This is a genomic window from Arenimonas fontis (assembly GCF_008386465.1).
GTDB classification, from domain to species: Bacteria; Pseudomonadota; Gammaproteobacteria; order Xanthomonadales; family Xanthomonadaceae; genus Arenimonas; species Arenimonas fontis.
In genome coordinates, this window is sequence record NZ_VUOD01000005.1 from 181,317 (window position 1) to 194,437 (window position 13,121).

General features: G+C 68.8%; 8 protein-coding genes. 2 read left to right on the forward strand and 6 right to left on the reverse strand.

What is annotated here, in order from left to right; genetic code table 11:
* Positions 1-215: 215 nt before the first annotated feature.
* Complete coding sequence (locus tag F0415_RS08485; RefSeq protein WP_149860781.1) at positions 216-653, reverse strand: hypothetical protein; 438 nt, start codon at positions 651-653, stop codon at positions 216-218.
* A complete protein-coding gene (locus tag F0415_RS08490; protein WP_149860782.1) occupies positions 650-5,425 on the reverse strand; it encodes an RHS repeat domain-containing protein in 4,776 nt (1,591 codons plus the stop codon). The genes F0415_RS08485 and F0415_RS08490 overlap by 4 nt, the downstream gene beginning before the upstream one ends.
* 279 nt (positions 5,426-5,704) lie before the next feature.
* Here F0415_RS08490 and F0415_RS08495 point away from each other — a divergent pair, with 279 nt between their 5' ends.
* Both F0415_RS08495 and F0415_RS08500 read left to right on the forward strand, forming a co-directional pair.
* Positions 5,705-6,268 carry an ECF-type sigma factor gene (locus tag F0415_RS08495; RefSeq protein WP_149860783.1) on the forward strand — a complete coding sequence of 188 codons (564 nt, stop codon included), beginning with the start codon at positions 5,705-5,707 and terminating at the stop codon, positions 6,266-6,268.
* Positions 6,269-6,284: 16 nt separating this feature from the next.
* Entirely contained in the window at positions 6,285-9,089 is a 2,805-nt protein-coding gene (locus tag F0415_RS08500) for a serine/threonine-protein kinase (RefSeq protein ID WP_149860784.1), read from the forward strand.
* Between the two features lie 9 nt (positions 9,090-9,098).
* On the opposite strand, the gene F0415_RS08505 is transcribed toward F0415_RS08500, so the two are convergent.
* The 4 genes from F0415_RS08505 to ubiB form a co-directional block, all read right to left on the reverse strand.
* A complete protein-coding gene (locus F0415_RS08505) occupies positions 9,099-9,743 on the reverse strand; it encodes a thymidine kinase (RefSeq protein ID WP_149860785.1) in 645 nt (214 codons plus the stop codon).
* Positions 9,744-9,835: 92 nt separating this feature from the next.
* Positions 9,836-10,648, reverse strand: coding sequence for an SEL1-like repeat protein (locus tag F0415_RS08510; RefSeq protein ID WP_149860786.1), 813 nt, complete (start codon positions 10,646-10,648; stop codon positions 9,836-9,838).
* Positions 10,649-10,719: 71 nt separating this feature from the next.
* Positions 10,720-11,448 (reverse strand): pseudouridine synthase, encoded by a 729-nt coding sequence (locus F0415_RS08515; RefSeq protein ID WP_246149924.1) that lies wholly within the window; start codon positions 11,446-11,448, stop codon positions 10,720-10,722.
* 17 nt (positions 11,449-11,465) lie between these two features.
* Complete coding sequence (gene ubiB, locus F0415_RS08520; protein WP_149860845.1) at positions 11,466-13,118, reverse strand: ubiquinone biosynthesis regulatory protein kinase UbiB; 1,653 nt, start codon at positions 13,116-13,118, stop codon at positions 11,466-11,468.
* Between the last annotated feature and the right edge of the window lie 3 nt (positions 13,119-13,121).

Below are 13,121 nucleotides of genomic sequence, written 5' to 3' on the forward strand. Positions count from 1 at the left end.
GCGCAGGACTGAGACATCAACCTGTCCACGAAAGCGGGTCAACTCCAGAACACCCGATCAGGCGCTGCGCGAAGCGCTGCAGATCAACGCGCTGCCGCCCATCGTTCCCGACCTCGAGGAGACAACCGAAACCCAAGCTGAGAAACTCGTCGCCTGACCGCCGCTACCAGTGGCCCAGTGTCGGGTAATTACCCAACTTGTACACGATAGTGCAATCAGTCAGCGAAGGAGTAATGGCAAACTTCTTCAAGATCCAAGACAAACTCGCCGGACATCAAACTAATTGTGCCTAGCACCTCAACATCCGCTGATATGTTGCACAAGTAGTTGGCACCTCGTTCTGAGCAGATCTTCTTTCGTTCAGCATAAAACTTCGCTACAGATTCGGAAGTGCCACGCCTGCCAATGTCGATTATGCGGCGCCCTCCGACGCATGATGCGTCCTCGACAACTTCCTCGTGCTTTCCATCAGACACATAACGCGCGCTGAGTTTGACCTTAGCGCCATGGTACAGCTGAAGATTCCAGGCAACCTCGCAAAATGAAGGTTGCTTTGCTTCAACGTCTCTTACGTTGACAGACGTTGACGAGACACAGCCTGCCAAAAAGAAGGCCACGTAAAAAGCTGCTAATCGCTGCGGACGCGTAGTCACTTCTTCTCCTCCGGCGGCTTTTGTCGAGCTTCCCAATTCCTTACCGATCCTTCTACGCCTTTTGCTTGCTCTTGCTTGCTAATGTTGACCCCAAGCCCTTTACCAATAATTGCTTCAGTAGCATATGCCCTAGTTTCAGTGGCTCGCACCTCATCGCTCGTATTCGCTGGTCGCCCCCTAGCCTGAGCATCCATGTCATGACTGGCCTCATGACCGATAACCATGGCGCCAGTCGTAGAGTTATCCACCTTGCTGATATCGATAGTGGTAGTCCCTCTCTGGTCTGTATGGGCGACCGTGTCGCCCTTCAATTCACCAGGCTTATAGTGCGGCCCGCCCGATCCTTCAGTGCCGATATATTTCAATACCTGATCTACGCGCCTTCGCTCGTGCCGAGCTTCAAGACTGTTGCGTGATTCTCGCATAGCTGCAACGTATGTCTTAATGGCAGCGCAGACCGAAACGTCACAGCTATATCTCCCGTCGGGATCAGTGAAGCGATATGAGTTGTTGTTGCCGTACCAATAGCGGTTGAAGTTGGTGCCGTTGACTGAGCTGGCCGCCACCGGATCCACCGACAGGAACCGCCCGGTCACCGGATCGTAGTACCGCTGCTGCATGTACACCAGCCGGCTGGCCGCATCCATCCGGTGCCCCGTGAAACCCGGGCCGTTGATCCAGGTGCCGTCCGCCGGCTCGCCCCAGGCCGTCAGCCGCTCGCGGCGCACCACCTGACCGGACTCATCCGTCTCCGCCACCGGACTGCCCAGGGCGTCGGTGTGCTGGTAGCGGATGTAGCTGGTGGCGCCATCGAACGAGACCGTCCGCATCGCCACCAGGCTGCCACCCAGGTAGATGTGGTTGTGCCGCAACTGGGTCTTGACGTCGTTGGTGTATAGCAGCTTGCCGTCCTGACTGTACTGGAAGTAGGTTGACTCCCCGGTCACTTCCCGCACGCGACGGCCCAAGCCGTCATAGACATAGGTGCTGGACAGGCCACCGACCGTACTGGCCGTCAGCCGGTTGGCGCGGTCAAAGGTGAAGGTATCAGTCGGACCGCCCGCCCACTGGCGCTGGACCAGGTTGCCGCGGGTGTCGTAGGCCTGGGTGAACACCGTGGCCCCGGCGTCATTCCTGACCTGGTGGTTGCGGTTGGCCGCGTCATACTCCATCCGGTAATCCCGGCTGCCCTGGGCCAGCCGGCGGATGTTGTCGAGCGCGTCATAGGCAAAGGTGCCGTTGCCGCCCTGGGCGCTGCCCGCAGTCACCGACAGCAGGCGGTCCAGGGCGTCGTAGCTCATGTCCCGGTTGCCCGGCTGGCCGGTCAGGCCGTCGGAGATGGCCAGGACATTGCCGTTCTTGTCGTAGTCATAGCTGTCGTCCAGTACCACTGTCGCGCCCAGCGCATCCCGGCTGCGCTCCGGCAGGCCGCGGGCGTTCTGGGTCAGGGTGTGGACAATGCCGTTTCCGTAGGTGAACTGCTTGATTGCCCCGTTCGGATGGTAGGTAACGCCCGTGGCATAGGTGCCCGCCTGGGTCGGCTGGCCCAAGGCATTGGGTGCGTAGCTCACCTGATGGCCGTCTCGGTAGGTCAGGGTCGCCAGGTGACCCAGCGGCGTGTAGCCATACTGGGTCAGCCAGTTCAAGCTCCCGTATTGCAGTCGCTCGCTGGTCAGTAGGCCCAGGCGGTTGTAGCCATAGGTCAGCGTGACGTCCCCCGAGATCACCTTATGCACGGCGCCATCGGGGTGATAGCTGGTGCTCACATCCGGCGTACTGTCCGGATAATCCACGAGGATCAGGCGGTTGCGGGCGTCATAGCTGTGCAGCACCTTGTCGGCAGCGGCCACGCTGCCACGGTTGCAGCTCAACGTCGTCAGGTTCGTACCCTCGGCACTCCAGGCCAGGTTGCCGGCGGCGTCGTAGGCGAACAAGGTGGCGCCCGTCTCCGGCTCGATCCGCTTGCACAGCCGCTGCTGGGCGTCATACACGTACTGCCGCACCACCGACTGGGCGCTGCCGTCGTAGCTGCCCGAGCGGGTGAGGCGGGTCGGGTGGCCGAAGGCATTGCGGGCGATCTCCGTCGTTTGCTGCACGGCCTGGCCCTCGGCCTGCACGATCCTCACCGGCCAGTCGGTACCGGGCGTGTCCCAGGCCAGGTACTCGGTCAGGGTCGTGAAGCCGCGCGGATGGGTGACCCGGGTCCTGAACCCGCTCAGGTAGGCCGTGCTGGTCACCAGGGGGCCCAGCTCGCTGTCCTGGCTGACCCGGGTCACCCGGCCCAGGGCGTCGTAGGTAGTGCCCACGCCCTCGGTAAAGGAGGCGATGCTGCTGGCACTGGCCCGCGGGTAGCCCTCGAACACCACCCGCCCGTAGGCGTCGTGCCGCCAGCCGCGGAAGTGCTGCGTGCCCGTCGGGTCGGCCGCGTCGTACTCCCGCGCGATCACCGGCCGCCACAGGCCGTCGTAATAGGTCGCCTTGCGGTAGTCCCCCCGGCTCTCCACCACCCGCCAGTGCCCGGCCGCAAGGCCGTACTCGCTGCTGGCCACCTGCGCGTAGGCATAGCCGGTCGGCGCCCAGGCGCTGGCATCGCACACCCCCGCCTGGCTCCCCGACGGCCAGGTCACCCCGCTCACCCGGCCCATCCCGTCATAGCCGTAGCAGGTCCGCGACCCCCGCTCGTCCTCCCGCCAGACGATCCAGCCCTGATCGTTCACCCCCGCCTTCACCACCGTCCCGTCCGCCTGGCCGATCGTCTGCGGAATGCCCCGCTTCCAGTCCGTCAGCGTCGTCGCCTGGCCCCGCCCGTCCGTCACCGTCCGCACCGTGCCGTCGGCGTGGTAGGACAGCGATTGCTCGAGCAGACCGAAGGCTTTTCGCCAGACTGGCCGCGCCAGGCTGTCGAAACCCACTTCCCGCACCACCACTCCCGCCACGGTTTCCGACGCCAGCTGGCCCAGCACCCACAAGGGCAAATGGTCGTGGTAGGCGTACTGCTCGCTCCGCTGGTAGCCCAGAGTGCTCGAGCGGGTGACCGCCGTCGGCCGGGCAAAGGCGTCGAACGCGGTGATGTCCCGGCTGAACGTCACGCCGTCCTGGACAATCCGCAGCCGCCGCAGCGGCCGCAGCCGCTCGTTCCAGAACACGTCGCTGTACCAGCTCGGGTCCACCCCCACCCGGTCCGGGAAGGGCTGACCGGTCGGGTCCGAAACGTACTCGTGCACCTCCTGCCGCACCCGCACGTCCCCGAACCAGGTCTCCTGCGACAGCAACTGTCCCTCGTCCCGCTCGTAGCGGTTGCCGAAGGTATATACCTCCCGGATCCCTTCCGGCCCGGCGACCGTCACCGACCGCGTCTGCGGACCATAATCGCCCGCCGCCACCGGCCCGTTGCCGTAACTGAACGTCCACTGCGCAACCGGCAGGCCCGGACCGCTGACCTGCTTGCCCACGATCCCCACCACGTCGAAGCTGCGCGGCGTCCAGCTCTCGAAATCCCAGGGCTGATCCGGCTCCCCGGTGGTGTTGGGCATGCCCGACGGCGCCGTGATCGTGCCGTAGCTGCAATGCGAATCCGGCACTCCTGCCCGGACATGACGCAGCCAGCGGAACGTGAACGTGGCGGTCGCGCCGGCCGGATGGGTGATGCTGCCCGTCGCCGTCTGCGGCGACAGCACGCGGCGGAATCCGCACCAGGGCGACGCCCAGTCCCAATCGTCGCCCGACCCGTCACCCCCCCAATGCGGCGGGTAGATGCCCGCCATCTGCAGCGTCCACTTCGATCCGTCCGGCAACGTGACCGTGGACAGCTCGCCGCCACCGCCGTAGCCATAAGCCACCGTCCGGCCCCCGCTGGACACACTCGCCACCCGACCGTCCGCGCGCCACGACACCGCAATCGCGCGGCCGTCGCTGGCCGTGATGCCGGTCAGCCGCGAGCCCGACCAGTGATAGCTCACCCAGTTGCCGAAGCGGTCCTCGACCCGCGTGGCGTAAAGGCGGGCCCGCGAGCGCGGTTCGTAAAACCACACCCACCGCCCGTTGCCCCACTGCTCCTGATTCAGCTCGCTTCGGCCAATGGTCTTCTCCGGCATCAGCACCAGCCAGTCGAACCAGTACTTCGTGCCATCCGGCGCCACCGCCAGAAACCCTTCGCCTCCTTGCCCGCTGGCCAGGGATGGCAGGCAGCCGACCTGCCAGAAATCCTTGGTCAGCCACGGATACGGACCTCCTGCCGGAGTCGGCAGAGCCGCTTCCCGAAACAACAGCTGCCGACCGCCTTCACCCGGCACGAACAGTTCAAACCCCCGCCAGTAGTGGTAAGCCATGAACCCGTTGTATCCGGGCGGCGCCGCCTCCAGCCGTGTCTGCGGTGAACTGCAGCGGGCCATCGGATTGGACGTGCTGACCTTCCAGCCGACATCCGCCAGCACGCTGGCCCCGATGTGCGGCACCTCCAGATCCCAGTCGCCGAAGGCGAAACCGCGGGGCGATCCCTTCTCTCCCTCCACATCCAGCCGGCGGGATATGGCCACCGTCAGTCCGCTGTTGCCCGGGATGCTCAGATCGGTATGGCGGAATGCCGTCGTGCCCTTGTACAGGTTGACCTGCTCGCCGAACGCCTCGTCACCAATGCTGCCGACCACGCTGGCCGACTGGATACGCTTGTGGTGGTCATCGGCGTAGTACTGTCCCCACCCTGCCTGCGGCGCCAACAGCGCCAGCAGCGCCACGGCCATCACCCGAATGCCTGTCATCCGCATCGTCTCCATGCCTGGAATCGCCCCGGGGCGTCGGATTCCCGCCGTCTCCCCACCCTCCGATCCACGGCGGCACGGGCCCGCACAGGACAGGAAAAATGTGACGAGCGTCACGAATCAGACTCTCGGTCGGCATCGCCCGCCCCTACACCCCCGCCGCCCGCCACCAGAGCCCCCGCACCACCGGCGGCAGCCGGCCGGCCAGGCCCAGCCCGTACCCGCCCCGGCCCCGGCCGGGGGGACTTTGGCTATAGTGTCGCCAGCCCGCGCCAAGACGGGCCCCGGGGAACCATGAACGAGTCCGCAGAAATCACCCAGTGGCTGGCCGCCGCCCGGCAAGGGGACAAATCGGCGCTGGACCGCGTGCTGGCCACCCTGTACCGGGAGCTGCACGGCATGGCCCGGCGCCAGCTGGGCGGCCAGCAGCAGGGCCATACCCTGGACACCACCGCCCTGGTGCACGAGGCCTACCTGAAGCTGGCCGGCCGCGCCGAGGCCGAGTTCGAGGACCGCGCCCACTTCTTCGCCTACGCCGCCAGCGCCATGCGCTCGGTGGTGGTGGACTACGCCCGCCAGCGCATGGCGGTGAAGCGTGGCGGCGATCTGCACCGGGTCACCGACCTGCCCGAGGACGCCGGCGGCGGCATGCGCCTGGACGAGGACATGCTGGGCCTGGACGTGGCCCTGAACAAGCTGCACGCCCTGGACCCGCGCCTGGCCCAGGTGGTGGAGATGCGTTATTTCGCCGGCCTGTCGGAGAGCGAGATCGCCGGCCTGCTCAAGCGCTCGGAACGCAGCGTGCGGCGCGACTGGCAGAAGGCGCGCATGTTCCTGCTGGCCGCCCTGCAGGGCTGAGCCCGGGAGTCCCGGCATGGACTCCGAACGCTGGGCCACCCTGTCCCCCCTGCTGGACGAGCTGCTGGAGCTCGACCCCGAATTCCGCCCGCGCCGCCTGGCCGAGATCCGCGCCGCCGATGCCGCCATGGCCGACGAGCTCGAGCGCCTGCTGGCCCTGGAGGACCAACGCCCGGATTTCCTCAGCGGATCGGTGGTGGACGCCGCCGTGTTCGCGCCCCAGCCCGGCCAGGTCATCGGCCCCTACAAGCTGGAACGGCTGCTGGGCGAAGGCGGCATGGGCCAGGTGTGGCTGGCCATCCGCAATGACGGCCTCTACCAGCGCCGGGTCGCGCTGAAACTGCTGCGTCCCGGCCTGGGCGATACCGGCCTGCGCCAACGCTTCAACCGCGAGCGGCAGATCCTGGCCCGGCTCGGCCACGCCCATATCGCCCGCCTGCTCGACGCCGGCGTCAGCAAGGACGGCCAGCCCTATCTGGCCCTGGACTACGTGCAGGGCGAGCCGATCACCCACTACGCCTGGAACCTGGACCTGCCGGTGGCCGAGCGCCTGCAGCTGTTCCTGCAGGTCTGCGCCGCGGTGAGCCACGCGCACGCCAACCTGGTGGTGCACCGCGATCTCAAGCCCTCGAACATCCTGGTGACGCCGGCCGGCGAGGTCTGCCTGCTCGACTTCGGCATCGCCAAGCTGCTGGACGAGGAAGCCAGCGGCGAGCAGGAACTCACCGGCACCGGCGCCCGCACCTTCACCCTGCACTACGCCGCGCCCGAGCAGCTGCGCCACGGCGCCGTCACCACCATGACCGACGTGTACTCGCTGGGCATGGTGCTGTACGAGCTGCTCACCGGCCGCAAGCCCTACGAGACCGACCGCGCCACCGACGCCGCCTGGGAAGAGGCCATCCTGCACGCCGACCCGGTGCGGCCCTCGCAGGCGGCGCTGCGCCAGGCCCGCGAGGACGGCCGCCCGCACGCCCGCAAGCGCGCCCGCGAGCTGGCCGGCGACCTCGACAACATCCTGCTCAAGGCCCTGGCCAAGCTGCCGGACGAGCGTTACGTCTCGGCCGAAGCCCTGGCCCAGGACATCCGCCGCCACCTCGAAGGCGAGCCGGTGCTGGCAAGACCGCAGAGCCTGGCCTACCGCACCGGCAAGTTCCTGCGGCGCAACTCCCTGCCGGTGGCAGGCGTGTCGGTGGTGGGCATGATGCTGGTGGCGGCCCTGGTGTTCGTCACCTGGCAGGCGCGGCGCGCCATCGAGGAAGCGCAGCGGGCGCAAGCCATGCAGGATTTCGTGGTGGCCCTGTTCGAGGACACCGAGCAGACCGGCAGCGGCGACGCCGTGGACGTGCGCAGCCTGCTGGATGCCGGTGCCCGCCGCGCCGATACCGACCTGCATGGCCAGCCGCGCGCCCGCGCCGAACTGCTGGGCCTGCTGGCACGGCTGCGCCAGGGGCTGGGCGACGACCGGGAGGCGCTGGCCCTGCTGGATCGCCAGGCGCGGCTGTTCGCGGCCATGCCCGAGGACGATCGCGAGCGCCTGCAGGTGGAGGCGGCTGCCTTGCGCGGCCGCAGCCTGCGTGCCCTCGGCCAGGCCGATGCCTGCGTGGCTGAACTCAAGCCGCTGCTCTCGCTCAGCCAGCAGTTGGCAGTGCGCTGGCCGCGCGCCTCGGCCGAGTTCCTGTCACAACTGGGGCGCTGCCACCGTGCGCTCGGCGGCCGGGCCGTGGCCCGCGACCTGTTCGGCCAGGCACTGCAGCTGCGCGGCGCCGGCGGCGAGCTCAGCAAACCCCTGCAGGCGGAAAGCCAGGCCGATCTGGCCGGCCTGCTGATGGACGAAGGCCGGTATGCCGAGGCGCTGGACGGCATGTACCGGGCGCTGGGCCTGCTGCGCGAAAGCGTCGGCGACCGCAATGCCCTGGGCGTGGAAGTGTGGCGCGAGCTGGGCCAATTGCAGCGCGCGCTGGGCGATCGCCGCGAGGCCGAGGCGTCCTATCGGCAGGGCCTGCAGATCGCCCTGGACCGGTTCGGCGTCGGCCATCCGCTGACCATCGGTGTGCAGCGGGCCTTGGGCGATCTGTTGATCGAGGTGGGCAAACTGGAGGAAGCCGGCCGCCTGCTAGGCATGGCGCATCAGCGTCTGAGCGACCGGTTGGGCCCGGATCACGGGGAACTGGCGCGGTCCTGGCGCCAGCTCGGCCGCCTGGCCTACGAGCAGGGCCGCCTGCCGCAGGCGGCCGATGCACTGCAACGCAGCCTCGACCTGCATCGCCGGCACGGAATGCTGGCGGCCGATCCCGCCCTGCTTTGCGACCTGGCCCGCGTCCAGTCGGCCCAGGGCCTGCACGCCGCGGCGGAGGCCCTGGCCCGCGAATGCCTGCAACTGGCCCAGGCCGCCAGCCCGACCATGGCTGCCGAGGCCGAGCGCCTGATGGTATGGCTGGCCCTGGCCCGGCAGGACGGCACCGCCGCCCGCGACTGGCTGGCCCTGGCCGAGCGCCGCGGCGATGGCGGCGAGCCCCGCGTGCAAGGCGAGTTGGCCCGGCTGCGCATCAAGCTGGCCCTGGCGGACGACGACCTGCCCGCCGCCGAGGCGGCCCTGGCAACCTTGCGCGCGCTGCCGCTGCCGCAGGGCACAGACATCGCCCTGCGCACCTGGCGCAGCGACGCCCTGCTGGCCGAGTTGCACTGCCGGGCCGGCCGCGCCGGCACCGGCCGCGAGCTGATCGAAGCCACCCTGGCCGCGGTCGGCCGGCAGGCCCCGGAGCGCCAGCGCCTGCTGGACGAACTGGCCGCCGATGCCGGCAGCTGCGGCCGGCGCTGAGCCGGACGCTCAGTTTTCCTCGCCTTCCGGCCGGCCCAGCGGCAGCTGCGGCTGCTGCAGGTCTATGACGCCCTCGCCGGCCATCACCTTCTTGAACTCGCCGCGGCTGACCGACACGTAGCGCTCGTTGCCGCCGATCTCCACCTGCGGGCCATCGGAAACGGCGCGGCCATGTTCGTCCACGCGCAGCACCATGGTGGCCTTGCGGCCGCTATGGCAGATGGTCTTGATCTCGACCAGATTGTCGGCCCAGGCCAGCAGGTACTGGCTGCCCTCGAACAGCTCGCCGCGGAAATCGGTGCGCAGGCCGTAGGCCAGCACCGGCACGTGCATGCGGTCCACGATCTCGGTCAACTGCCAGACCTGGCGCTTGCTCAGGAACTGCGCCTCGTCCACCAGGACACAGTGCAACGGCCCGTGCGTCTCGCGGTCGGCACGGGCCAGGGCTTCCAGGTCGTCGTCGGGCGTGAACACCGTGCCGCGGGCCTTCAGGCCGATGCGTGAAGCCACCACGCCCTCGCCGGCCCGGTCATCCAGGCGCGGCGTCAGGATGAGCGTGCGCATGCCGCGCTCGTGGTAGTTGTGCGCGCTCTGCAGCAGGGTGGTGGTCTTCCCGGCGTTCATCGCCGAGTAGTAGAAGTACAGCTTGGCCAATGTCGCGGTCCGGCGCGGGTGGAGGCGTCATTATCGCCGCGCCGCCGCCGCTTGTCCGGCGGGTGACCGCAGCCGGCGGGGCGCCGGGGTGCTCAGTCCTGTGTCGCGTCCCGTGCTTCGTCCCGCGCTTCGTCCTGCGCTTCGTCCTGTGCCTCGTCCTGCGCTGCGCGGTCTGTTCTGTTCCGGGCCCGGTCGGCGGCGTCCTCGCCTGCCTGCAACAGCTCGCCCACGGTCACGGTGCCTTCCAGCGGCCGGTCCCAGCTTTCGTCCTGCCAGCGGAAGTAGGCTTCGGGCACCCAGAAGCGGTCGTCGTAGAAGGTCTCGCCGTCTATCACCTGGATGCCGCTGGGGGTCGGAATGACCACCCGCAGGAAGCCCTTGAAACCCACCCGGCTGCCGGTCATGCGGCTGCGTTCGCGCCGCAACACGGTGGCCAGGCGCGGCTTGGCGACCTCGTCGCCGTACTCGGCGTAGAAGGTCTGGCCTTCGGTGACGGCACGGGCGCGCTGTTCCTGGTCCAGCTGCGCCCAGTAATGCTCGCGCTTGGCCAGCATCAACGGATAGCCGCGCTCGGCGGCCAGGTCCATCCAGATGTAGGCCAGGACGGGGTCGCGCGGCACGCCGCGGCCGTCCCAGTACATCTCGGCCAGGAGTGCCTGCGAGGGCTTGTCGGCGTAACGTGCGGCGCGGCGGAAGGCGTTGGCCGCCTCCGTGTACCGGCCTTCGCGCAAGGCCTTGTGGCCGATATCGCGATGCCTGAGGTCCGGATGCGCCGACATGAAGGCATCGGACTGCACGATCAGCGCCTCGTCCGAGGAGCGGCGGGGGGCATTCACCTGGGCGATCGCGGCCTGGGCGGCCAGGCAGAGCAGCAGGGGGGCGGTCAGGACGAAAACGCGGCGCATGGTCGTCTCCCGGCAATCGGCTCCATGCAGAACCTTGCCACCCCGACAGCCCGACGGGAAGCGGCCGACACTCAGCAGGGGGTCGGAATGTTCAGCAAGGCCAGCGCTTGCCGGAATCCGGCGTCGGGCGGGGCCGCGACCTCCAGCCGCCGGCCGTGGACCGGATGCGGAAAGCCCAGCTTCCAGGCATGCAGCAGCATCCGGTGCACGCCGCGCATGCGGAAGGCCAGGTTGTGCCGGCCGTCGCCATGGCTGGTGTCGCCAACCAGGTGATGGCGCAGGTGCTTGAGGTGGCGGCGGATCTGCCGGAAGCGCCCGGTCAGCGGGCTGCAGCACAGCAGGGCGTAGCGCGCGCTCGGATGTGCGCGATCGGGCCAGGGCGCCTCGGCCCGGGCCAGGGTTTCGTAGGCGGTGCGGGCTGGCTTCTTCGCCGGCTTGCCGGGGCCGCCATCCAGCGGATGGTCGATCAGGCCGGCCGGCGGGTCCGGCCAGCCGCGGCAGACGGCGAGGTAGTGCTTGTCGAAACCCTCCGCCATCAGCGCCTTGCCCAGCGCCGAGGCGGTGTCGCGGTCGAAGGCCAGCAGCAGACAGCCGCTGGTGGCGCGGTCCAGGCGGTGCGCCAGGAGTACCGGACGGCCAAACTGCCCGCGCAGGCGGTCGGCGGCGAAGTCGGTCTCGCCGCGGGCCAGGGCGCTGTCGTGCACCATCAGGCCGGCGGGTTTGTTGACGACGGCCAGGTACTGGTCGGCGTACAGGACCTCCAGGTCCTCGCACCTGTCGGGCCTGTCGGTCACGGGCAGCCCCCGAAAGCCGCGCTTCAGCGCCGCGGCCAGGCCGCCAGGAAGGCGCCAGCCGCGCCCAGGCCGGCGATCAGTGCCGCCGCCGGCACGCCCCACAGGCGCGGGCCGCCGGCTTCCAGCGCGAACAGCACCGCCGCCACGATCATCAGGCCGGCGCCGAGAATGGCGTACACGGTCTGACGCTGGCCAGCGCGGGAAATGCGCGCCAGCTCCTCCAGATCGCGGCTGCGCATGTGCAGGGCGTGGTCGCCGCGTACCTGCTGGGCCAGCCAGTCGTGCAACAGGCGCGGCATGTCCGGCGCCTGGGTCACCAGCTCGGGCAGGCGCTTGCGGAACTCCGCTGCCAGATGGCCGGCGCTGTAGCGCTCGCGCAGGATCGCCTCCAGCACCGGCCTGGCTTCGGCCCAGATGTCCAGCTTCGGGTCCAGCAGCCTGCCCACGCCCTCGATGTTCAGCAGGGTCTTCTGCAACAGGATCAGCTGCGGTTGCAGGGTCAGCTCGTAGCGCTGGGCGGTCTTGAACAGCTTGACCAGCACCTCGCCCAGGGAAATCTCGCTCAGGGGCCGGGTGAAGTAAGGCTCGCAGACGGCGCGGGTGGCGGCTTCCAGCTCGTCCAGGCGGATGTGCGAAGGCATCCAGCCGGCTTCCAGGTGCAGCTCGGCGATGCGCCGGTAGTCGCGCTGGAAGATCGCCATGAAATTTTCGGCCAGGTAGTACTGGTCGCGCCGGGTCAGCTGGCCGACGATGCCGAAATCGATGGCGACGAAACGCGGATTGGCCTTGCGGGCCGGGTCGGTATCCACCCAGATGTTGCCGGCGTGGGCGTCGGCGTGAAAGAAGTTGTCGCGGAAGACCTGGGTGTAGAACACGCGCACGCCCTTGGCGGCCAAGGCCTTGCGATCGATGCCGGCGGCGTCCAGGGCTTCGACGTCGTCGGCCGGAATGCCGGCCACCCGTTCCATGGTCAGCACCGAGGCCGTGCTCAGCGGCCAGAACACCTCGGGCACGTACAGGTCGTTGCTGTCCTGCCAGGTGCGGCGCATCAGGCTGGCGTTGGCACCCTCACGCTGCAGGTCCAGCTCGGCCATCAGGGTGGATTCGATTTCCGACACCACTTCCTGCGGGCGGATCCGGTCGGCACTGGGATGGTGACGATCCGCCAGCGCAGCCAGCGCGCGCAGCAGGGCGATATCGTCGGCGATGCGGGCGTGGATGCCCGGGCGCAGCACCTTCACCACCACCTCGCGTCCGTCGTGCAGACGGGCCGGATGCACCTGGGCGATCGAGGCCGAGGCCAGCGGCTCCAGGCCGAACTCGGCGAACAGCTCGGACACCGGCTTGCCCAGCTCGGCCTCGATGCGGGCGCGCGCCTGCTCGCCCGGGAAGGGCGCGACGCGATCCTGCAGCAGCGACAACTCCTCGGCGATGTCCGGCGGCAGCAGGTCGCGGCGGGTGGAGAGGATCTGCCCGAACTTCACGAAGATCGGGCCCAGCTCCTGCAGGGCCAGGCGCAGGCGCTCGCCGCGCGGGCGGTCGGCGCCGGCGCGGCGGCCGGTCAGCGGCTTGAGCAGCCACAGCCAGCCACCGACGGCGGTGTCTTCGAGCAGGGCGTCCAGGCGGTGCTTCAGCAGCACCCGGACGATGCCCAGCGCGCGCAGGCTGCCGCGCAGGCC